Genomic DNA, 22897 nt, shown 5'->3' on the forward strand with positions numbered 1-22897 from the left:
TGGGGCTTGTTCTAGGCGATGTGCGTGCCGCCGTCGACCATCAGGGTGGTGCCGGTGACGTAGGACGCCGCGTCCGAGACGAGGAAGACCAGGGCCGCGGCGAGTTCCTCGGGCTGCCCGATGCGGCCCGAGAGGACGCGGGGCAGCATCTCGTCGACGTACCCCTCGGTGTATCCGTCGGTCATCGGGGAGCCGAAGAGGCCCGGCGCGAGGGCGTTCACGCGGATGCCCCTGGTGGGGGTCCACTGCTGGGCGAGGTCGCGGGTGAGGCCGAGGAGTCCGGCCTTGGACGCCGAGTAGGCGGCTTGCGGCAGGCCCCCCGTGACCAGCGCTAGGATGCTGGAGACGTTGACAATGGCGCTGCCGGGAGGCATGACCGCGCCGGCGGCCTGGGACATCCAGTAGGAGCCGTTGAGGTTGATGTCGACAACCTCACGGAACTGCTCCGGCGTCTCATCCGTCGCGTGCCGCTCGCCGCTGATCCCGGCGTTGTTGACGAGGATGTCCACTCGCCCGAACTCCCGCACCGTCGCGTCGATCAGCGCTCGGCAGTCCTCGGGGCGGGCGATGTCGGTACGTACGGCGACGGCCCGGCGGCCGAGCTTCTCGACGGCCCCACGCACCTCCTCCAGCTTCTCGACCCGGCGCGCGCCGAGTACCACGTCGGCGCCCGCCTGCGCCAGCGCGGTGGCGAAGGCGACGCCCAGGCCGGAGGACGCGCCGGTGACCACGGCGACGCGGCCGTCGAGCCGGAAGCGGTCGAGGATGCTCACGGCTGCCTCCTGGCGGCGGGACGAACCAAGGTGTGCATGTCCGGTCTCCCGAGATGATGAGTGAGGTGCGGGGTCCTTGAGCGGTGGTCAGCCATCCTCGGTGATGAAGCCCACCACGTCGCCGACGGTCTTCAGGCCGGCCGTGCTGCCCTCGGGGAACTTCACTCCGTACGCCTCCTCGACGGCGACGGTGATCTCGACCATTGACAGGGAGTCGATGTCGAGGTCCTCGACTAAGGACTTCTCGGGGGTCACCTCGGCCGCGTTGATGCCGGTGACTTCCTCGACCAGCTTGGCGACGGTGCGGAGAACGTCGGTGTTCTGCGTCACGGGTTCCTCTTTCCGGTGGGTCGTGTGGAGTGTGCGGGTCGTACCCGTTGGTTGTCGTGGTGCGGTGCGGGTGTCACATGCCGAGACGGCGGCGGTAGGCGACAAGCGTGCGCAGGAAGCCGTCCATCTGCTCCTCGGTGTGGCCCGCGTGCGGGAACAGCCGCAGCAGCGCCTGGTTGCGCGTGACGGCCGGGTAGGAGAAGACCGGGACGAGGTAACCGTCCTCGACGAACCACTCCCGCATCTGGAGCGCGGCGGCGTCGTTGCCGATCGGCACGGAGAGCATGTACGAATCGGTCGGCGTGGTCGCCGTTCCGGATGCGTGGATCTGTTCACGGAGGCGTGCGGCGTGCGCTAAGTAGTCGTCCACGATGGCGGGTTGGACGGCGAGAGCCTCGATCGTGCGCTCGGCGGCGTACGCGGTGGGCGGCTGGATGGCGGCGGTGAACATCGAGGTGCCGGAGAGCAGTTCGAAGGCGTCGATGGCCGCAGCCGGTCCGGCGATCGCGCCGCCCTCCAGGCCGATGGCCTTGGAGAGGGACACCATCACGAAGTCGGCCCGTTCCCGGATCGCGGTCGCCTCCCGGGCGTACGGGCGGTTCTCGGGCCCGTACACCATGAAGCCGTTCGCGTCGTCGATCATGCTGATCGCGCCGTACCGGTCGCAGGCGTCGAGGATCTCCACGATCGGGCCCATGGTGCCGTCGGCGGAGTAGATGCTCTCGGCGATGACCACGATCTTGCGGTTCTCGCCCGTCTGCAGGCGGTTCAGGATGCGTGCGAGGTCGGCGGCGTCATTGTGCCGGAACGCGTGCACGTTGCGGCCGTAGCCGAGTCCTTCGAGACCCTTCCAGACGCTCCAGTGCACATCACGGTCGGCGATGAAGACAGTGTCGTGGTTGCGCACCTCGATCCCGGTGTCGAAGTGCGCGGAACTGCTCATGGCGGTGACGAACCCGATGTTGGCCAGCAGCCCGGTGGCGAAGCTGATGGCCCGCTCCTTGCCGGTGCGGCGGGCGATCGTCTCCTCCAGCACCTGGTGCGGGCGGCAGATTCCCTGGGTCATCCGGGAGCCGCTGGTGCTCAGCCCGTGGGCGTGCGCCCCTTCGGCGAAGTGGCGTCGTACCGGAATGTGCCGTTCCAGGTCGAGAAAGCTGATGCTGGCGAAGTTCACCAGTTCGCGGCCGCCCTGGACGATGGTGGGTCCGACAGGACCGTCCACGACCGGCGGGCGGTACGCCGTGTCGTGGGTGTTCGCCTCGACGAACTCGGCGAAGGCCCACGGGGCGAGCCGGTCCACGGACGGCGGGGCGGTTCGGGACGTGGTCATGGGGCGGCTTCTCCTCCGGGCGGGGTGCAGGGCACGACGGGTTCCAGGGCTGCGGCGAGGTGGCCGAGCGAGGCCGTTCCGGCCAGTTCGTCCGAGGCGATCGCGGTGAAGCCGAACTGGCGGAGCAGCACCAGGAGGCGGGGGACGGTGACCAGGGTGATGCCGTGGTCGGCGAGACAGCGGTTCATGTCGACGGCGGCCGGTCCGTCGAGGGGGTCGGGTTCGGTCGGCGCGGAGGCGGCGACGGCGACGGCCAGCGCTTGCTCCGCCCTCGTCGCGGGCGGGCGCGGGGGCAGTGCGTCGGTGGTGGACGGGATGAGAAGTGCGGCACCGGTCGGCGTCAGGACGTACCGGTCCGGGGCCACGAGGCCGTGCACCTCGTCGAGGTGGTCCAGGAGGTGGTGGTGCAGTACGTCGGCGGTGACGCCGGGGGCGACCCGGGCCCGTACGACGAGGTGCGGTCCGCCGGACTCCGTCGTTTCGCTGGGCTGCGTCGTGACGCCCGCGCTGGGTGTCACCGTCACGTCCAGCACTCCGGGATGCTCGCGCAGCACGTCCGCGATCCTGGGCAGGGACGCCCACCCCTGCGGGGTGCGCCACCAGCCGGGAGCAGGCGGCGCGAGCGCTTGGGCGGGCACCGGGCGGTGGGCCCCGTCGGCGACCGCGCGCAGGAGGCCGCACAGCCGCACGGGCAGCGAAATGGCCTCCTCGGCGTCGAGCAGGTGATCCCCGACGGTGACATCGAGGGTGAGCACGCCCGCGTCACGGCTGACGTCGACGTAGAGCGTGTCGCAGGGTGCGTCGGGGGCACTGTCGATCCAGGCGACCGGCCCGTCGGGCGCGGTGCCGTAGGCCGGGACCAGGTAGTCGCGCGGCCATGAGTAGCAGTTGTACTCGATGGTCGGTACGGTCACGGCTCCGCGGCGCCGGTCCAGGCAGGCCTGGGCGGCGACCAGTTCCGCCGGGCGCCACTGACCGTGCCGGTAGGCGGCCGACAGGGCGGCGGCCACGGAGGCGACCGCCTCGGCGAAGGGCACTCCGGGGAGGAGGTCGATCTGTACAGGAACGGTCAGCGCCCGTACGCCGATGCTGTCGCGCCAGACCGCACGCGCCCGGTTGGAGACCACCACGGAGGCCAGGAAGCGGTGTTCGCCGGTGCGGGCGGCGACGTCGTGGGCGAGCGCCGCGAGCACGACGGTCTCCGGGCTGACCCGGCAGTGTGCGGCCACGCGGTCCAGCGCGTCGTGGGCGTCCGCCGAGCGGTACTGGAGGCGGTGGCGGCCGGCGCCGTCCTCGGTTCCGCCGAACGGGGCCAGGACGTGGGCGGGGTTGTCCCCCAGGCGCGCGAGCCACTCGCGCTCCGCCGCGCGGGCGCGCTCCAGGGACTGGGCGGCCAGCATGTCGAGGGGGTGCGGCAAAGACTCAGGCGGCACGTCGGCGCCGCACAGACGCTCGTACAGCTGGTCGATCAGTACGGCGAGTCCCCAGCCGTCGATGACGACGTGGTGGACGGTCACCAGAACCGCGCGCGGCTTCCCCGACTCCAGCAGCACCCGCGCCCGCCACGGCGGTTGACACACGGGATCGATCGGGAGGGCGGCCAGCGCTGCCGTCGCGGCATCCAGGGCGGCCGTGTCGACGGTGGGGACGTCGACGCGGTCGAGCGGGAGCGGGGCCCAGTCGGCGCCGTGGACGTGCTGGACGGGGCGGAGGGCGTCGACGGTGGTGCGCAGCGCTTCGTGGCGTTCGGTCAGGGTCGTGAGCGCGGCGTGGATGTCGGCGATGGTTGCCGAGGGGGGTACGCGGCAGTGGTCTGCGAGCGGGGTGGGGTTCACGCGGCGTTGCGGGGGGATGGTGTGCTCGTACCAGTGCCACTGCTGGATCCAGGTGAGCGGTCCGCTCCGGACGGCCGTGGCGCGCCTGGGGGGCGGTTGTTGAGGAACGGAGGGCTGTCGTTGCAGTCGGTTCACGGGCCCGGCCTCAGATCGCGCGGATGACGAGGGCGGCGTTGTGGCCGCCGAATCCGAAGGAGTTGCTGAGCGCGGTCCGCAGACCCCGATGGTGCTGGGTGTGGTGGGCGACGAAGTTGATGTCCGGGTCGATCGGGTCGTCGCAGTTGATCGTCGGCGGGACGTCACCCGTGCGCAGGGCCTGGATCGACGCCACCAGCTCGACCGCACCGGCCGCACCGATCATGTGACCGGTCATCGATTTGGTGGAGCTGACCGGGATCCGGGTGACCCGCTCCCCCAGCACCCTGCGCAGGACGGCGGTCTCCGTGGCGTCGTTCAGGAGGGTGCCGGTGCCGTGGGCGTTGACGTAATCCACATCCGTTCCCGTGACCCCCGCGTCGCGCAGCGCCGCCTCGACGGCCAGGCACGCACCCCGCCCCTCGGGGTGCGGGGCGGTCCAGTGGTGGGCGTCGGAGCTGGCTCCGTAGCCGGTGAGTTCGGCCAGCGGGGTCGCACCGCGCGCCTCGGCCACCTCGGCGGCCTCCAGCACCAGGACGGCGGCTCCCTCGCTCATCACGAACCCGTCGCGCTGCCCGTCGAACGGCCTGCACGCGGCTGTCGGGTCGTCGTTGCGCCGGGACAGCGCGCGGGCGTTGCCGCTGCCCGCGAGGTCGACGGTGGTGACGCAGGCGTCGGCGCCGCCGGCGAGGACGACGTCGGCCTCGCCGTGGCTGATCATGCGCATCCCCGCGCCCACCGCGTCCGAGCCGCTGGCGCACGCGGTGCTCTGAGCGCGGCAGGGCCCTTGGGTGCCCAGGCGCATGCTGATCTCACAGGCCGAGCTGTCCATGGCGGTCGTGACCTGGGTGAACGGACCGATCGCCCGGGGCCCTCTGGCGCGCAGCCGGTCCGCGGCCCGATAGATCGACCCCACCGGACCGTAGCCACTGCCGATGACCACCGAGATCCGGGGTGCCAGCCGCTCGGTCACCACCAGTGCGGCGTGCTCGACGGCCTCCAGCGCCGCGGCGAGCGCGTACTGCGCGTACGGGTCGGCACGACGGCTGACAGCCGCGGGCATGTAGTCGCCGGGTTCGAATCCGCGGACCTGACCGCCGATCCGTACCCCCAGATCCGTCACGTCGATCGCTTCCACGGTGTCGATGCCGCTGCGCCCGGCCACCATCGCCTTCCACGTCGCGTCGGCGCTGTGGCCAAGGGGCGTGACGGCCCCGTACCCGGTGACCATCACCCGGCGTCGGATGTCGCGCCGCTCTCTGGTGCCTGTCACGGCGGAACGTGGGGGTGTCACAGCGGAATCACCTCGGCGTCGCGGAGGGGCGGAAGGATGTCGTCGGGGGCGACCGGCACCATGAGCACGGCCGTGCCTCCCTGGGTGCAGAAGCGTCGCGCGGTACGGATCTCGTCGGTCAGCGCGGCCTTGTCCCGCAGAACGCGGTGGCGGATGTCCGGTCCGTCCACGGCGGGCGGCGGCGCTCCGGGGCGGGTGAAGGGGTGGCGCTCGGCGTCGAGGCCGAGGAGGGCGCGCTGGGAGTCCAGCCAGCCGTATCCGCCGTTGCACAGCACCACGTAGAGAATCCCGCCGTGGTCCCGGGCGGTGACGGCGATGTCCGCGCGGGCCGCGAGGAACGCCCCGTCCCCGACGAACGCGGTCACCTCGTGGTCCGGGGCAGCGCGCTTGACTCCGATGGCGGCGGCTGCCCCGAACCCCAGCGGGGTCTGCTCGGACGGTACGACGGAACCGCCGCCGGCGCGGTAGGGGTAGCCGTAGGACCACATGTCCTGAAGCCCGTTCTCCTGGACCAGCACACGGCGTTCGCCCGAGGTGGCGTCGAGGGCGGCGAGGAGTTCGGCGACGCGGATCTCCGGATGCCGTGCCGCGCGGTCGAGTTCCGTCTCCGCTTCGAGCGACATGGCCTTGCGGGCACGGCCGATGGTGTCCGCCCACTCCCCGTCGGCTGCCGTGCCGTGCTCGTCCAGCGCGCGCGTCCAGCCGAGCACTGCGTGCCGCCCGTCGGCGAGCACCCGCGGGCCCGCGAACTCGGCCGAAAGGCCGCCCGGATCGGTGTTGACCTGAACGACCGGGACCGACGGCCATGGCCTGCCGCCTTCGACGGCCGTCTCCTCCAGCCGGCCGGCGAGCGACACCACCAGGTCGCAGGCCGCCCACAGTTCGCGGGCCGGCGCCGTGGCGTACAGCCCCGCCGAGCCGCAGTACGCCGGGTGGTGCTCGTCCACGGCACCCCGGCCGGACGCGGTCGTGAACAGGGCCGCGCCCAGACGCCCGGCGAAGCGCTCGACCACGCCGTCGGTGTTGCGGTGCCGCATACCGCCGCCCACCAGCACCACGGGGCGTCGGCTCGTACGTATCGCCTCCAGCGCGGGCCCCGGCAGCACGGGTACGGATTCCAGGACCAGCGGTACGGGCAGGGACGGCAGGGGCCCGGTGACGACCACCTCCGCCGCGCGGACATCGTCCGGCATCTCCAGGTACACGGGCCCCGACGGCGGTCCGACCGCCCGGGTCAGCGCCGTCACCGTCGCGGGGACCACCCGGTCCGCATGTCCCACCCGGTGCGCCCAGCGCACCAGGGGCGCGGTCACGGCCACCTGGTCGAGTTCCTGGAACCCCCCGCTCCCCCGCCGCCTTTCGGGCGCGCCCGCGGCGAGCACGAGCACCGGGACACCGGACTCACGCGCCTCCAGCAGCCCCGTGGCGGCGTGCGTGACGGCGGGCCCCTTACCCAGCGCGCACACGCCGACCCGGCCCGACTGGAGCGCGTAACCGGTCGCCATGTACATCGCGTTGCGCTGATCGCGGCACGGTACGAGGTCCACGCCCGCGGCATCGAGCGCCCGCAGCAGCTCCAGGTCGTCGCCCGGCAGCCCGAAGCAGGTGTCCACCCCGTTCGCCACCAGCACGTCGACGACCGCGGACCAGGCGTCGGCGTACCGCTTGACCGCCCCGCTCACCGCCCCACCCCCGCGACCGGGTCGCCCGACGGGAGGGCCCTCGCCACCGCCTGCGAGACGAGCAGGGGTTCGGCGCGCCGCTCCCCTCCGTAGGAGAGGTAGTTCGCCCTCATCCCGTAGCCGCCGAACGGCCGGTTGCCGTCCTCGGCGTCGAGCAGCGTCCGGTTGACGCAGGTCTGGTGGCGCCTGGCCAGCACCTCCACCGTCTCCGGGTCGTTGCCGTAGACCATCGCTCCCAGCGCGCGTTCGTTGAAGTACGGGCTCGCCAGGCGCTCGCGCAGCCGCCGCGCGCCGGGGTAGGAAACGACGTTGAACACCGGGGCGAACATCTCGTCCAGGGGAATCTTGTCGTCGAAGTCCCAGAGCAGCACGGTCGGTTCGACCCTGCGGGAGGGGAGGTCGAGGCGGCCGCCGTAGTGGATGCGCCGTGCGTGGCGCGCCAGGTAGTCCGCACAGTCGACCAGGGCCGAGTCGTAGCTGAGGGGACCGTAGTCGGCCTCGGGGTCTTTGTTCTGCCCGAAGCGCAGTGCCGACAGTTCGGCCGTCAGCAGGTCGAGGAATTCCTCGGTGCGGCCTTGTGGCGCGTATACGACGTCGGGGCCGAAACAGTCCTGGCCGGAGTTGTGCATGCGTATGCGTACGAGATCGCGCACGGCGTGCGGGAGATCGGCGTCCGGTGCGATCACGAAGGGATTGATGCCCTGGCCGAAGAAGAGGAAGAGCTGGTCGTCCGCCAGCCCTTCGCGGATCGTCTCGGCATTGGAGAATTCACCGGTGAAGACGATGAAGTCTGCTTCGCGGACGGGGCCGGTGACGAATTTCCGGCGACTGAGTTCGAATATCTCGATGGGTAATCGGTGCACAGGGCCCAACAGGGCGTGCAGGCGCTGCATTTGGTTCTCTATCGCCGTTGCCGGACGGAACGTGACCCGATCGCTGTACAGGGAGGTGACGAGCAGGTAGAGGGCGTATGAGTAGAGCGGAATGTTGGAGGGCATGAAGACGGCGGCCTGCGGCACGCCGTTCGGGCGTCCTCGTCGGATTTCCTCCTCCGCTCCGTCGAGTACGCAGAGGAACGACTGGATTTCCGTGCGGGCGGTGTCGTACGGCGAGATGTCGGTGAGGATTTCGAGGACCTCGTCCTCGTGCTCCGCCACGTACCGGCGGACGGCGCGCAGTGCGTGGACGCGTTCGGCGAAGGGGATGCGGTAGGCGGCCGTCCCGGTCTCGGTCGCAGCGGTGGTCGCGTGCAGCGAGGTCATGGCGATCTGCTCCAGGGCGGACAGGTCGGGCTTCCCGGTGGTCGTGAGCGGCAGCTCGGGGAGCACGGCGAGGTGGTCGGGCTGTTCGTAGCGGGCGAGCACGGAGCGCAGGAGCCGCTTCCAGTGCGCGGGCTCCTGGCCGGCCGGATCCGCGACGACGAACACCAGGCGGGAGCCGAGGCGCTCGTCGGGGACGGCGACGACCTGGGTCTGGGCGCCCACCGACTCGGCGCGCTCGGCGAGGTGGTCGGGGTAGAGGGTGTGGCCGTCGCGGTGTACGGCGCGCTTGCGTCCGACCGGGAAGACGCGCCCGGCCGCATCGCGCCTGCCGATGTCGCCTGTGCGGTGCACGGAATTCCGCACCGGAACGATCTCGCCGTCCTCGCCCAGGTGACCGGTCATCAGGCCATCGGTGCGCACGACGAGTTCGCCGAGCCGGTCGTGGGGCAGCGGCATGCCGTTCTCGTCATGGACCTCGACGGTCACACCGGGCAGCGGCGTGCCGCACCCGACCGGATCGCCGGGGGGCGCCAGCGCGATGTTCCCGACCTCGGTCGCTCCATAGCCGTCGAGGAGATGCCGGCCTGTGCGGGCGAGGAACCGGTCGGCCAGGTTCCGGCCCAGCGGTGCACCGCCTACACACCAGGCACGTACGCTCTTCAGCGTGTCGACGAGGACGGGGCGCCGGTCGAACAGGTTGAGCAGGCTGTAGTACGTCGAAGGAGCCGCGTCGACGACGGTCAGCCCGTGCTCGGCTCCCGCCTCCAGCGCACGGTCCAGGCGCGTGGTCGGCCCGTAGACCACCAGCGTGCCGCCGCCCAGCCACCAGCACAGGACCAGGGATAGCCCGTACTGGTGGGAGTACGGCAGGACGGGCAGGAAGACGTCGTCGGGCCGGTAGCCCATGCGCTCCGCGCTGAGCGTGAGGTTATCCAGGATCGAGCGACCGGAGCGGACGATACCCTTGGGCTCGCCGGTGGTGCCCGAAGACCAGGAGATCACGGCGTCCTGGCGGCGGGACCAGGCGGCGACGTTGGGCACCACACCCGCGCGCCTGACCGGCTGCGGTGACGCGGTACAGCCGATGCCGTCGCCCGCGTCGAGCACGACCCGGGCCTGGCGGCGGATCCGTGCGCGCTGCGCGGCAGCGGCCCGGTGGTCGGTGAGAACCACGGAGGCGTCCAGATGAACGAGCGCGAGCAATTCGACGACCCATTCCGGTGAATTCACGCCGCCCACCATCACGCGCGAACCGGGTTCGACGCCACGGCGTTGCAGGAGGTCGATGGCATCGCGTATGCGGTCCGCCACCTCTTCGGTCTCCCAGATGCGCCCCTCGGCCGAGGCCAAGCGCCTGTAAGTGGGCAACGCGCACTCCTTAACAGCAGAAGGCGTTCTCGATTTCCCGGACGGAGGCGTGTGAACCTCCGCAGCACTCACTTTTCCGTTCAACGGCAAAAGCAGAAAGACTATCCCATACCCATGGACCGGTGTCGAGGATACGAAGAACCCCCATGGTTCGCCTGTGACTGCCGAGTCTGCCGTGACTGAACGTGCAGGTGGGAGTGGCCAATTCCTGGCATCGGAATCCATGTTTCAGGACACCTGGCCGAATTCCGAAATTCCGGGCCAGGGCGCGGAATCTGCTGCACTGCCCATACGGCAGCAACCCGCACGCGAGGCCGGCCGTCCCCCTGTTCTCATCGCAACAACGAAAAGAACGCGCCGCACGAAATCCGTTGAATTTGAACGCAGTTGCACCGCCCGCGCTAATGCCTATATCGGCCACGCCGTCCGGGACCGGCCATCATCGGCGACCCCGAGGCGTGTTCTACGAATCATGCCTGGTGTGGGGCGCGACGCCCGTCCGGCGTGTGGTTGCTGCGCTGCGAGGTCTCGGCGGCTGCGGCATGGGTGACCAGTGAGCCTTCTCAGCGTTGCCTCTCCAGGGTGAGGACCGCAGCAGCGATCAGGGTGAGGCGTGTTGGGCTGCAGCGGACGCGTCGAAAGATCCGCCAGGACTTCAGGCGGGCGACTCCGCGTTCGACGGGTGCCCGGGCGGCGGACAGGGCTCGGTTGACCGTCCGCTCGGTGGGTGTGAGCTCGCCGTTGGGCGGGCGGCGCTTTGCGGTGGTGACCCAGTCCCCTGCACCGATGTAGGCCATGTCCGCGAGGATCGGGACGCCCTGGCGTTCACAGATCCGGATGATCTTGTGGGTTCGGGCGGCTGTCAGGTCGTGGGTTCGGCCCGGCAGTGCCGGCGACAGCCAGAGGATCCTTCCGGCGGGGTTGGTGACGACCTGCACGTTCACGCCGTGCCGCTTGTGCCTGGAGGAGTAGTCGGCCCGTCCGTCACCGACCCGGTCGCACTCGGCGAGGGTGCCGTCCACGAGGACGTAGTCGGGGTCCGTCTCCCTCAGTGCCTTCAGCAGTCCTGGCGCCTTGTCCGCCAGGTGCCGGACGACGGCGGTGACGTAGGCGTGGGTGGTGCCGATGGATATGCCTGATCCGCGAAGATCATCCGCGGCGGGGGTCGAGGAAGGCTTCGAGCCCCGCGAGGTCATCGGTGTTGAGGTGGTCGACACCGGCGGCGAGCAGTTCGCCCCAGACCGCGTCGCGCTGCGGGCCCGGCAGATCGGGCGTCGCCCAGAAGCGGACGCGCTGCCCGCGCTTGTGGGCCGAGGAGACGATGCCGCGCAGCTTGGCGCGCTCGGCCGCGGGGATCGGGCCTGTGCCCTGCCAGCTGAAGTTGAGCGACCAGTTGTCGCTGATCAGCGGGATGAACGAGGCGGGCGCCGCGGTCCCGAGGTCGGCGAGGCGGCCGTCGTAGAAGGCGTGCCGCACCTTCTGCGCCTCCGTCGGGGCGCGGGCCGCGCGGTGGACCAGGGCGACGAGAGCACGCTGGTGGGGCGGGAGTTTGCAGCGGCGGTCACTCTACCGGGTGACGATGAGCATGGTTACCCACTCGACCAGGGCGTGAGGCAGGTCGAGTGCGGCAGGATAGGGAACCAACGAGGCTCCTGCGCTGATGAGTTGAGACGTCGAACACCTCTCTCAACGGCACGGGAGCCTCGTGCGTTGCGGGCACCGGCCTCGTCACCCGTCCGGTGGCAACGCTGAGAAGGCTCAGTGAGTCCGCGCGGCGAAGTTCCGTCAGCAGGGCGGCGTGCAGGCGTGGCCAGACGCCGGCCTCGGTCCAGTCACGCAGTCGGCGCCACGCCGAGACTCCTGAGCAGCCCACCGTCTCGGCCGGGACATCGCGCCAGGAAACGCCGGTCCGCAGGACGTACATGATGCCGGCGAGCGCCACTCGGTCCGGAACGCGAAGCCGCCCGGGATAGCGATGGCGCCGTTCGGGAGCAGGTGGCAGGGCGGGGCCAGCCGCTCCCACAGACCGTCCGGAACAAGATCAGCACGCACCGGAACCCTTGCCCACCAAGATCGGGAAGTACCTTGCCAGCCGCTGGAGTCGTTCCGAAACGATCATTTCTCGGTGGAGTGGGTCCGGTGGCGACGCCACTCGGTCGGGGTGGTCCCGTAGGCGGCGCGGAAGCGCCGGGTGAAGTGGCTGGGGCTGGTGAAGCCGCACCGTGCCGCCACGGCGGAGACGGGCACTGCTGCGTGGCGGGGTGAGGTCAAGAGCCGGCACGCCGCGTCCAGCCGCTCGGCGATGAGCCACTGTTCGAGCCGGATGCCCGCGCGTGCCAGCACGACGTACAGCTGTCGTTTGGAAATGGCGTGTGCTGCGGCAATGCACTCCGGTCCGAGGTCGGGGTCGGTGAGGTGACGGCGCGCGTACGCCATGATCCGGGCGACCAGGGAGCTGTCCATGGCATCCCGGACCCGCTGCTCCCCTCCGTCGTGGGCTGCCGAGGTCAGCAGGGCCCGCATGAGTTCGGTGGTGGCGTTCGCAAGGGCTCCGGCTCCGGGATCCATTTCGAGGCGGTCCGGATCACGGAAGAGCGTCCGCAGATGACCCAGGAGCAGGTCGTGCACGGGACTGGCCCGCAGCCGTAGGGAGGCCCGCACGACGGTGTCGATGGGTAGCCCGAGGTACTCCATGTCGATGGTGACGGCCTGAGAGGCGCCGTAGCCGGACCAGCCGTAGATGCGTGGCGCGAGTTCGTGGAAGACGCAGATGTCCTGCGGCCCGAGGGTGAACTGCCTGCCCGACTGTTCGGCGCGGTGGAGGCCCCTGGTCTGAAGCGAGACGGAGACCACCGGACGGTCCCGGTGGCTGCGCACGTGCCTGGCCGTGCGGCGGACCTCGAATCCCGAGCACCGAACGTCGAAGAGATCAAGGCCGCCCACCCGCCATCCTTCGATCCGGGCGCTCATCCCCGCTGGGTGCTCCTCGTGGACGATGTCGTTCGGTACGGAGGTGTCCGTCATCGCGTGGTGGAACGCGTCCACCCGCTCGCGCGGCGTGAAGTCCTCCAGGTCCAGCAGCAGCACGAACCAGTCCTCCAGCACGGTCTCGGGGTGCGGCAGCGCCCATCATCGCGTGAGCACCGGCCCGCCCACTTGTCCGCGCGTGCACGCGGCTGTTCTCCTCGTGCAGCGCCTCCCGGCACAGCCCTGCGCGGAGGGGCAGCTCCCCTGCACGCACAGGCGACCAACCCCGCTGCCCTGCATCTAGCTTCGGACGTGCGCTGCCCACCCATCCGGTGTCGGCACACACTTCTCGATCCGCAGAGAGGCCCGATCCATGAGCGACCACAACCCTGTCGCGCCGATACTGGAACCGGAGGCCGCCGCCTTCGCCGAGGCGACCGCGACACCGCCGTTCCTGTTCCAGCTGCCGCCGGCCGAGGGCCGCGAGGCCGTCGAGGAGGTGCAGTCCGGCGAGATCGACCTGCAGGCCGTCGACGAGGAGTGGGTGGGCGTCCCCGGCGGCCCGACCGGCGAGGTGCGGGCCCGCATCCTGCGACCGGCCGGTGCCGAGGGCGAGCTGCCTGTCGTCGTCTTCGTGCACGGCGCCGGCTGGGTCTTCGGCAACGCCCGCACCCACGACCGCCTGGTGCGCGAACTCGCCGTCGGCACCGGCGCCGCGGTCGTCTTCCCCGAATACGACCTCTCACCCGAGCACCGCTACCCGGTGGCGCTGGAGCAGGTCTGGACGGTCGCGCGCTGGGTCGTCACCGACGGAGCCGCGCACGGCCTGGACGCCACCAGGATCGCGGTCGCCGGTGACTCAGTGGGCGGCAACCTGAGCACCGCGTTGACCCTGCTCGCCAAGGAGCGCGGCGGCCTCACCCTTGCCCACCAGGTCCTCTTCTACCCGGTGACGGACGCGAACTTCGACACCGGCTCCTACCGGCAGTTCGCCGAGGGCTACTTCCTGCGCCGCGACGGCATGCAGTGGTTCTGGGACCAGTACACGACCGACGAGCGCGAGCGCGCGCAGATCACCGCCTCCCCGCTGCGAGCCGCAGTCGAGCAGCTGGCCGGCCTTCCCCCGGCGCTGGTGATCACCGCCGAGGCGGATGTGCTACGCGACGAGGGCGAGGCGTACGCCGCCAAGCTGCGGCAGGCCGGTGTCGAGGTGACCGCCGTCCGCGTCCAGGGCGTCATCCACGACTTCGTCCTGCTCAACGCGCTGCGCCCCACTCAGGGTGCCGAGGTGGCCATCGCGCTGGCCGTCACCACACTGCGCAAGGCCCTCGCCCCCCACTGACCCCGAGCGGTGGGCCTGGACCAGGCGCCGCCGACACGGGCGAATCCGGTGCCCGGCCCGCCACGGCGCCCGCCCCCAGCCCGAGGAGACCGCGTGGCCACCAGCGACACCATTCCCGAGGGGCCCGACGCCCCGATCCGGCCGCCCGGCGGCCGGCACCACGAGCCCGACTTGCGCGCCATGACGCGCATCACCCTGCGGCCCATCGCCTCGCCGATGCCGCTCGGCTTCTACGCCGTTGCGATCGCCTCGATCATCGTCGGCTGCTTCCAGCTCGGCCTGTTCGAGGACGGTGCCCAGCGCGCCGTCGCGCTCGCGATCCTGCCTGCCTTCTTCCTCCAACTCCTGGTCGGCTTACTTGCGTTCGGCGCCAGGGACGTCCTGGCGGCCACCCTGATGGCCTGCTTCTCCGGGATGTGGCTGGCCAGTTCACTGGTTCTTGCCATCGAACCGACTGGCGGTGCACAGGTGTTGGGCGTGCTGAACCTCTGCTTCGCCCTGTTCGCCCTGATGATGGCGAGCGTCGCCATGCCCAAGCGGGCGCTGTGGCTGGTCCTGTGCACCGCCGTGCCGCGCTTCACCGTGGCCTCCGCTGCCAGCCTGACCGGGGTGCACTGGATCGCCACCGTATCCGGCGCACTGGGCCTGCTGCTGGCCGCAGTGGCGATGTACGCCGCGTTCGCCCTGATGCTGGAGGACATGCGCGGCCAGGAGGTCCTGCCGCTCGGCCGCAGCGGTCCCGCCCACCAGGCCGTGCACGGCGACCTGACGGTCCAACTGCGCAACCTCGAACGCCACGCGGGCGTGCGCCGAACCCTGTGACGGCCCGGCCGCCCGCAGTCCCGCCGACCCGACCGTCCACACCGGGTGCGGCCCGTGCCGCCGCCCCACATGCCGTGACCACTCCCGAAAGCGAGCCACCATGCCCTCGATGCCGGTCAGCGGCGTCACTCCCGTGCCCGGAAGCGGCGACGGCGCCGACCTCGTCCTGCGCAACGCCAGGATCCACACCGGCGACCCGCTGCGCCCCGGCGCCACCGCCCTGGCCGTGCGCGCGGGCCGGATCACCGCCCTCGGCGACGACGGCGATATAGCCGCGTATGTCGGACCTCGCACCCGCGTCGTCGACGCCCTCGGGTGCCGGGTGGTGCCCGGCCTGAACGACTCGCACCTGCACGTCATCCGTGGCGGGCTCAACTACGTGCTGGAGCTGCGCTGGGACGGCGTGACCTCGCTGCGCCAGGCGCTGGCGATGCTGCGCGAGCAGGCCGGCCGTACTCCGAAGGGCCAGTGGATCAGGGTGGTGGGCGGCTGGACGGCGGATCAGTTCGCCGAGCGGCGGATGCCGACCGCTGCCGAGCTCACCGCCGCCGCCCCCGACACCCCGGTGTTCGTGCTGCACCTCTACCAGTCGGCGATCCTCAACCGGGCTGCCGTCCGCGCGGCTGGCTTCACCCGCGACACCCCCGACCCGCGCGGCGGCCAGATCGTGAGGGGCCGCGACGGCGAGCCCAGTGGGGTGCTGCTGGCCGCACCGAGCGCACTGATCCTCTACTCCACCCTCGCCGCCGCCCCGACCCTGGACGAAGCCGACAAGCGGACCTCCACCCGGCACTTCCTGCGCGAGCTGAACCGCTTCGGCCTCACCTCCGCCGTGGACGCCGCCGGCGGCGTCCAGAACTTCCCCGACAACTACGCCACCGTCGTCGAACTGGCCCGCGCGGGCGAGCTGAGTGTTCGGATCGGCTACCACCTCTTTCCGCAGACCGCCGGGCAGGAGCTAGCCGACCTGACGCGCTGGGTGGAGACGGTGCGGCCCGGGGACGGCGACGAGTGGCTGCGGCTCAACGGCGCCGGGGAGAACCTGACCTGGGCCGCGGCCGACTTCGAGAACTTCTCCGAGCCCAGGCCCGAACTGTCCGCCGGGTACGAGGGAGAGTTCGAGCAGGCCGTGAGGCTGCTGCTGGAGCACGGCTGGGGATTTCGGCTGCACGCCACCTACGACCAGACGATCCGGCGTGACCTGGCCGTCTTCGAGAAGCTCGCCGCCGAGGGCCTGTTCCCCGGAGGCAACCGCTGGCTGTTCGATCACGCCGAGACGGTCACCCCCGGCAGCCTGGAGCGGATCGCCGCGCTCGGCGGCGCGATCAGCGTCCAGAACCGGATGTCCTTCCAGGGCAAGACGTTCGCCGACCGCTACGGCGCCGAGGCCGCGGCTCGCACCCCTCCACTCAAGGAGATGCTCGCCTGCGGCATCCCGCTGGCGGCCGGCACCGACGCCACCCGGGTCTCCTCCTACAACCCGTGGGTCGCCCTGCACTGGCTGGTCACCGGACAGACGGTCGGCGACCTGTCCCTCTACCCGCCGGACCGGCTCATCTCCCGCGAGCGCGCCCTGGAGCTGTACACCCGCGGCGGAGCCAGGATCACCGGCGAGGACGACGTCAAGGGAGTGCTCAGGGAGGGCTGGTACGCCGACTTCGCCGTCCTCAGCCACGACTACTTCGCCGTGCCGCAGGACGACATCGCGCACATCGAGGCCGTCCTGACCGTCGTCGGCGGCCGGATCGTCTACGCCGCCGGCGAGCACGAGGGCCTCGACGAAGCCCTCCCGCCGCTCAGCCCGGCCTGGAGTCCGGTCGCGCACTTCGGCGGATACCAGGCCACCCCCGTGCCCTGGACGGCCGGCGTCCGCCAGGCCGATCTGCTGGCGCAGGCGGTCGCCGCCGGCGAGGAACACCGCCAGTGGCGGGTCGCGCGCGGCCTCGCCGCCCCCGAGCAGGCGAGTGCCGCCCACGACCCGTGCTTCGGCCCCTGACCCACCCCGGGATGGCAGCCCGTCCACCCCTCGCCGTTCCACCCCACACACCGCCCACCGTTCGGAAGGTACCCCTCGTGTCTGACTTCAACTTCGACCTCGACGCCGTCTCCGCCGCGCCCAGCCGCGACCTGCTCACCCCCGACAACTCGATGATGCTGTTCGTCGACCACCAGCCGCAGATGTTCTTCGGCGCCGCCAGCACCGACCGCGTCGCCGTCATCAACGCCACCGTCGGCCTGGCCAAGGCCGCCCGGGCGTTCGAGGTCCCCGTCGTCCTGTCCACGGTCGCCGCCGCATCCTTCTCCGGCCCGATCCTGCCGCAGCTGCGCGAGGTCTTCCCCAAGCACGACATCGTCGACCGGACCTCCATGAACGCCTGGGAGGACCAGGCCCTGGTCGAAGCCGTCAAGGCGACCGGCCGGCACAAGATAGTCCTCAGCGGCCTGTGGACGGAGGTCTGCCTCGTCCTGCCCGCCCTCTCCGCCCTCAGCCAGGGCTACGAGGTGTACCTCGTCGCCGACGCCTCCGCCGGTGTCACCCCGGCCGCCCACGAGCACGCCCTCCAGCGGATGACCGCCGCCGGCGCCGTGCCCGTCACCTGGCTCCAGGTGCTCCTGGAACTGCAGCGCGACTGGGCACGCACCGACACCTACGCCGCCACCACCGACATCGTCAAGGAGCACGGCGGTGCGTACGGCCTGGGCATCGTCTACGCCCACTCCATGATCGACCCGCACGCCGCCGGCTGACCGGCAACCCCGATCATGGACACCGACACCGGCCTACTCCTCCTGCGCCTGCTGACGGGCCTGCTGATCGCCGCGCACGGCGTGCAGAAGGTCAGCTTCCTGCTGGGCGGCAGCGGCCTGGCGGGCGGCACCGAGGAGTTCCGGCACGACGGCTTCCGCGGCGGGGCACTCACCGCCATCGCCGCGGCAGCCAGCCAGATCGGCTCCGGCCTGCTGCTGGCCGCCGGAGCCCTCACCCCGCTCGCCGCCGCCGGGGCCATCGGCGTAATGACCGTCGCTCTCACCGTCAAGTGGCCCAACGGCCTGTGGGTGCAACACGACGGCTACGAGTACCCCCTCGTCCTCATCGCCGTCGCCACCGCTCTCGCCCTCACCGGCCCCGGACGCCTCTCCGCCGACCACGCCCTGGGCCTGCCCCACTGGCCCGGCTGGTCCGCCGCGGCGGCACTGGCCTTCGGTGTGGCCGGCGGCCTCGCCGTCCGCGCCCTGCTGCACCACCCACCCCTACCCGCCCCCAGACACCGCCGACATCCCCGTGACCGCACCGGCGCCCGATAGCTCCACCGTGTCCCAGCCCCCGGAAGGACCCCGACCATGACCGGCCGTCCACTGAGCCGACGCCGCACCCTGAACTACGCCGCCGGCGCCGCGACAGCACTCACCGCCGCAGCAGCCACCCCGGCCACCGCCGCGCCTGCGCCCGCCGAGTCCGGCGCCCGGCCCGGCCAGCGCGGGACGGCGACCGTGGTCCTGGTCCACGGTGCATTCGCCGACGCCTCCAGCTGGACCCCCGTCACCGAACGGCTCCAGCACAGCGGCCACCCGGTCATCGCCGTCGCCAACCCGCTGCGCGGCCTCACCCACGACGCCGCCCAGGTGGCCGCCCGGCTCGCCGCCGTCCCCGGACCCGTGGTCCTGGTCGGCCACTCCTACGGCGGGGCGGTCATCACCCAGGCCGCCGCCACCGCGCCCAATGTCAAAGCCCTCGTCTACGTGGCCGCGTTCATCCCCGACAACGGAGAAATCCTCGGCGAACTCGCCGCCCGGTTCCCCGGCTCCCAACTCGATGCCGCCCTCAGTCCCGTCCCCGTCCCCGGACCCGACGGCACCACCGCTGTCGACCTCTACATCCGCCCCGACCGATATCACGAGGTCTTCGCCCAGGACGTCCCGCGCTCCACCACCCGGGTACTGGCCTCGGGCCAACGCCCGCTCAGTGCGTCCGCGTTCACCGACCGAGTGAGCGCCGCAGCCTGGCACACCGTCCCGTCGTGGACCCTGGTCACCACCCGGGACCGGGGCATCGTCCCCGAACTCCAGCACTTCCAGGCCGCCCGCGCCCGCTCCCGCACGGTCGAGGTACCCACCTCCCACCTGCCGATGCACGCCAGGCCAGACGCCGTCACCGCACTGATCCGCTCGGCCGCCCGGACCGTCACCCCCTGAACCCGCCCCCGAGGAGCCACCCGTGTCATCCCTCGAACCGACCGCGGCCTACGCACGCGACCTCACCCGCATCGAGACGGCCAACTCCTCCGGCCGCATCCCCGTCGTCTTCATCCACGGCCTGTGGCTGCTGCCCACCAGCTGGGCCCGCTGGGCCGCCGTCTTCGAGGAGGCAGGCTACGCGCCCCTCACCCCCGGCTGGCCCGACGACCCGCAGACCGTCGAGGAGGCCAACGCCCACCCCGAGGTCTTCGCCGGCAAGAGCGTCGGCCAGGTCGCCGACCACTTCTGCGACCTCATCGGCAAGCTCGACCGCAAGCCCGTCGTCATCGGCCACTCCTTCGGCGGGCTGATCACCCAGATCACCGCCGGACGCGGCCTGGCCCGGGCATCGGTGGCCATCGACCCGGCACCCTTCCGCGGCGTCCTGCCACTGCCCCTGTCCTCACTGCGGGCCGCGAGCGCCGTCCTCGGCAACCCGGCCAACTACCACCGGGCCGTCCCCCTGACCTACGAGCAGTTCCGCTACGCCTTCGCCAACGCCGTCAGCGGGGAAGAGGCCCGCGAGCTGTACGACACCTTCGCCGTCCCCGCCCCGGGAGAGCCCCTCTTCCAGGCCGCCGCGGCGAACGTGAACCCGTGGACCGAGGCCAAGGTCGACACCACCTCCGCCGACCGCGGACCGCTGCTGGTCATCTCCGGGGAGAAGGACCACACCGTCCCCTGGGCCATCGCCAACGCCTCCTACAAGAAGCAGGCCCACAACGAGCACGCCGTCACCGAGATCACCGAGATCCCCGGCCGCGGCCACTCCCTGACCATCGACCACGGCTGGCGCGAGGTCGCCGACACCGCCCTGGCCTTCGTCCGTCGCTTCGCCGACCCCACCTCCTAGAACACGACCGGGAGCTGCCGCCGGCGTCCGGGACCTGACCGCTCCCCGCGTCCGACCTCGAACCGGAGCACAGGCAGCACAGCCGAGCGGCGCGTCCGACAGGCCGGACCGGCCCACGACGAGCGCAGACAGGCCACGCCCGGTAGTCCGGCCAGGGAGCACCGCTCGCCAGGCAGCCCCGCCCGCAGCCGCTGACCAGATCCATACCCACGGACAGAACAAGGAGCATCACATGATCATCGCCAGACTGTGCCGACGGGGGGCCCGGCATACTGCCGGCCTCCTGGTGACATTCGCCATGTCGATCGCAATGCTGGGCGCGTCCGTACCCACCGCCCACGCCGACCCTACCCAGCCGCTCACGGTCGTCGACTGGGACATCACCGGTCTCGAGCATGGCGGCCAAGGGCACCACGACCGGTACTGGAACGTCATCGACCAGATTCACCGCATCAGCGGCCACGACTTCTACCAGGTCCTGGACGAGACCACGACGACCCCCAACCGGCTGATCCAGGTCCGGGTGAACTACGCCGGGCAGCACGCCGTATCCCTGTACTTCTGGGCCAACACCCTCTATCTCGCCGGCTTCTACCAGCCCGGTCAGTCCAACGGCACGGGCAACCGCCACTACGTGTTCCCCGACGGCTACCCCGCCGCCTTCGACAGCGTCCTGGGAGTACGGGCCTTCCACCTGCCATGGAACGGCAGCTACGCCAACCTGCCGGACGGCGGCGCCCGGGCGGAGCGACAGCTCACTCCCCAGAACCTTCAGAACGGACTGCTCACCCTGCGCAGGACACAGGAGCTGCTCGGCTCTGAAGCCGGCACCCGCACCGTCGGCTCGTACCTCGTCGACATCATCGGTGCGACCGCCGAAGCCGCCCGCTTCGGCTACATCTTCGACGTGGTGCGCCAGAACATCAGGAGCAACACGTCGACGGCGATCGGCCCCTTCGGCGTGGCCTTGGAGCAGAGCTGGAGCAACCTCTCCACCTGGGTGTACGAGAGGCTCGCCAACCCCTCCGGCCCCGGGTTCACCATCGGCTCCCAGAACTACAGCCGGTACTACCCAAGCGTGGCGGCACTGATCGCCAACCTGGGGTACATCGAACTCAACGGGTACAAACGGAGGCGCTGACGCAGCAGGCGACCAGCACTCCCAGCCTGCGCGCCACCGGCTCGCCGACCCGGCGGCGCGCGGGTACGGGACCGGTCCCGACCGCCACCGTCAGCCAGAGGACTCATCGCTCCGTGGCCTTGACGTTATGCCGGCCGACCCGACCGGGCTCTCACGGCTGACGGCGTGCAGATCCCGCCAGTCCCTGGGGGTGAGGCCGAAGGCTTGTTTGAAGGTGCGGCTGAAATGGGCGCCATTCGGGAAGCCCCACCGGTACCCGACTGAGGCGATCGGCCGGTGGCGTGCCGACGCGGACGCGAGTTCCTCACGACAGCGTTCGAGCCGCTGCGACCGGATGCACTCACCCAGGTGCACACCGTTTCGGGACAGGATCTTGTACAGCTGGCGAAGCGAGATGTGGTGGTGGGCCGCGACACGAGCCGGCGTCAGGTCGTGATCGCCGAGGTGGGTCCGGACAAAGTCCATGACCCGCAGACACAGGGTCTCGTCCGCAGCCTGGAACGCTGTGCGGTGATCACCGAGCCGAGCTGCGATGAGAGCACGCAGCAACTCGATGCTCGGCCTGCCAGCCGCCTCCAAGCCGGGGGTGGGAGACGCCGCAGACCGGGCCTGCCGGCGGGCGATCCGCCGCAGGTACGTGGCGGTGAGATCGGACAGGGGGTCCCGGTGACTGAACGGCACTGCTGTCGCAAGCTTCAACAGCCTTTCAGATAGGGCGAGTTCGGCGCGCGGGACGCGGAAGTAGTGCTGATGGATCCCGTCTCTGTTCAGGAGTGTGTAGGGGCGGGTGGTGTCGTACAGCGCTAGGTCGCCGGGACGCAGCACAGCCTCCCTGTCGTCCTGCACGACCATGCTGCTGCCGGTGACCTGCAGCCCGACGAACACGCTCGGCTCCATGTCGTCCCGGGCAAGTGCGGGAGTACGCCGGACGATGGTGGCGTTGGCGCGTACCGAGCAGACAGTCAACGGCCCGACACGGCTGATCACCCCCGAGGTGCGGATGAGCCGCGGGTCGGGCTGATGAGTGATCTCCACCCGCACGACACTGCTCCAGATCACCTCGCGAATCGCCTCAGCCCGCTCGCCAGGCGCCATGACCGTACTGTCAATCAACACCTGCTGATCACCTCCCCCGAGCACCACTCGACAAACAGGCGCCCAAGCAAAGTCAAACGGGTGGCAGCACCGGTGACAAGGCAGGACCGGACTGAACGATCTAGCGAGAATCCGGTCGAGGGTCCCGCGCTTGCGATCTCGGTCGTCAGGATGACTGGGTGTGTGCTGGTCCTTCCTGGAGACCTGTAGGTGCAGGTGGCCCCGTTGCCGCCGCCTGCTCCCGAAAGACTCAAACCATTCCGGGCGGCGCTCGGCAGCATCATGTACGCCTCGCGAACCGGTCTTCCCTGGCGCGATGTCCGGGCCGAGACCGTGGGCCGCTCCGGCGTCACGGCCTGGCGTCGGCTGCAGGGCCGGACGTACGCCTCCACCGTCTACGAATCTCATTCGAAACGATCAGTAAGGCCCGCG

Annotated in this window: 18 protein-coding genes and 2 pseudogenes; 8 read left to right on the plus strand and 12 right to left on the minus strand. The window is 70.9% G+C overall.

All coding sequences use genetic code 11. The annotated features are described in order from the left end of the window. Positions 1-11: 11 nt before the first annotated feature. The 11 genes and pseudogenes from CP975_RS02540 to CP975_RS02595 all read right to left on the minus strand — a co-directional run bounded on the left by CP975_RS02540 (position 12) and on the right by CP975_RS02595 (position 13114). Positions 12-773: an SDR family NAD(P)-dependent oxidoreductase gene (locus CP975_RS02540; RefSeq protein WP_055528805.1), complete on the minus strand. Its 762-nt coding sequence runs from the start codon at positions 771-773 to the stop codon at positions 12-14. Positions 774-860: 87 nt separating this feature from the next. Continuing rightward, positions 861-1103 (minus strand): acyl carrier protein, encoded by a 243-nt coding sequence (locus tag CP975_RS02545; RefSeq protein ID WP_055528804.1) that lies wholly within the window; start codon positions 1101-1103, stop codon positions 861-863. A 73-nt stretch (positions 1104-1176) separates the two neighbouring features. Beyond that, positions 1177-2433, minus strand: coding sequence for an aminotransferase class I/II-fold pyridoxal phosphate-dependent enzyme (locus CP975_RS02550; protein WP_055528802.1), 1257 nt, complete (start codon positions 2431-2433; stop codon positions 1177-1179). Next, positions 2430-4268 (minus strand): condensation domain-containing protein, encoded by a 1839-nt coding sequence (locus CP975_RS02555; RefSeq protein WP_246201375.1) that lies wholly within the window; start codon positions 4266-4268, stop codon positions 2430-2432. Before CP975_RS02555 ends, CP975_RS02550 begins: the two co-directional genes overlap by 4 nt. A gap of 145 nt (positions 4269-4413) precedes the next feature. Further along, entirely contained in the window at positions 4414-5676 is a 1263-nt protein-coding gene (gene fabF / locus CP975_RS02560; protein ID WP_246201376.1) for a beta-ketoacyl-ACP synthase II, read from the minus strand. A 17-nt stretch (positions 5677-5693) separates the two neighbouring features. Then, positions 5694-7379, minus strand: a complete 1686-nt coding sequence (locus CP975_RS02565; RefSeq protein WP_055528800.1) for a thiamine pyrophosphate-binding protein — start codon at positions 7377-7379, stop codon at positions 5694-5696. After that, the gene (locus tag CP975_RS02570; protein ID WP_055528799.1) at positions 7376-10009 is read right to left on the minus strand and encodes an aldehyde dehydrogenase family protein; all 2634 of its coding nucleotides are present in this window, start codon (positions 10007-10009) and stop codon (positions 7376-7378) included. The genes CP975_RS02565 and CP975_RS02570 overlap by 4 nt, the downstream gene beginning before the upstream one ends. A 563-nt stretch (positions 10010-10572) precedes the next feature. Continuing rightward, positions 10573-11151 (minus strand): annotated as a pseudogene (locus CP975_RS02575) (HARBI1 family protein); the annotation flags it as partial. Between the two features lie 7 nt (positions 11152-11158). Beyond that, positions 11159-11485 (minus strand): PI-PLC domain-containing protein, encoded by a 327-nt coding sequence (locus tag CP975_RS02580; RefSeq protein ID WP_425474306.1) that lies wholly within the window; start codon positions 11483-11485, stop codon positions 11159-11161. 277 nt (positions 11486-11762) lie between these two features. Further along, positions 11763-12061: pseudogene (locus CP975_RS02590) on the minus strand (transposase); the annotation flags it as partial. 63 nt (positions 12062-12124) lie between these two features. Then, on the minus strand, positions 12125-13114 hold the full coding sequence (locus CP975_RS02595; protein ID WP_246201377.1) for an AraC-like ligand-binding domain-containing protein: 990 nt from the start codon (positions 13112-13114) through the stop codon (positions 12125-12127). Between the two features lie 235 nt (positions 13115-13349). Between CP975_RS02595 and CP975_RS02600 the strand changes: the two genes are divergently transcribed. From CP975_RS02600 to CP975_RS02635, 8 genes are all read left to right on the plus strand, one after another. Then, on the plus strand, positions 13350-14318 hold the full coding sequence (locus CP975_RS02600) for an alpha/beta hydrolase (RefSeq protein WP_055528797.1): 969 nt from the start codon (positions 13350-13352) through the stop codon (positions 14316-14318). Positions 14319-14411: 93 nt separating this feature from the next. Next, complete coding sequence (locus CP975_RS02605) at positions 14412-15140, plus strand: GPR1/FUN34/YaaH family transporter (RefSeq protein WP_246201378.1); 729 nt, start codon at positions 14412-14414, stop codon at positions 15138-15140. A 100-nt stretch (positions 15141-15240) separates the two neighbouring features. Beyond that, on the plus strand, positions 15241-17136 hold the full coding sequence (locus CP975_RS02610) for an amidohydrolase (protein WP_055528795.1): 1896 nt from the start codon (positions 15241-15243) through the stop codon (positions 17134-17136). A gap of 77 nt (positions 17137-17213) precedes the next feature. Further along, a complete protein-coding gene (locus tag CP975_RS02615) occupies positions 17214-17888 on the plus strand; it encodes a hydrolase (protein ID WP_055528793.1) in 675 nt (224 codons plus the stop codon). A gap of 15 nt (positions 17889-17903) precedes the next feature. After that, on the plus strand, positions 17904-18446 hold the full coding sequence (locus CP975_RS02620; RefSeq protein WP_150476525.1) for a DoxX family protein: 543 nt from the start codon (positions 17904-17906) through the stop codon (positions 18444-18446). Between the two features lie 36 nt (positions 18447-18482). Further along, positions 18483-19334: an alpha/beta fold hydrolase gene (locus tag CP975_RS02625; protein WP_055528790.1), complete on the plus strand. Its 852-nt coding sequence runs from the start codon at positions 18483-18485 to the stop codon at positions 19332-19334. Between the two features lie 22 nt (positions 19335-19356). Next, entirely contained in the window at positions 19357-20229 is an 873-nt protein-coding gene (locus CP975_RS02630) for an alpha/beta hydrolase (RefSeq protein WP_055528788.1), read from the plus strand. 298 nt (positions 20230-20527) lie between these two features. After that, on the plus strand, positions 20528-21370 hold the full coding sequence (locus CP975_RS02635) for a ribosome-inactivating family protein (RefSeq protein WP_055528787.1): 843 nt from the start codon (positions 20528-20530) through the stop codon (positions 21368-21370). A 90-nt stretch (positions 21371-21460) separates the two neighbouring features. On the opposite strand, the gene CP975_RS02640 is transcribed toward CP975_RS02635, so the two are convergent. Continuing rightward, entirely contained in the window at positions 21461-22486 is a 1026-nt protein-coding gene (locus tag CP975_RS02640) for a helix-turn-helix domain-containing protein (protein WP_055528786.1), read from the minus strand. Positions 22487-22897 lie beyond the last annotated feature (411 nt).

Origin of the sequence: Streptomyces alboniger, from assembly GCF_008704395.1 — a bacterium.
Classification (GTDB): Bacteria; Actinomycetota; Actinomycetes; order Streptomycetales; family Streptomycetaceae; genus Streptomyces; species Streptomyces alboniger.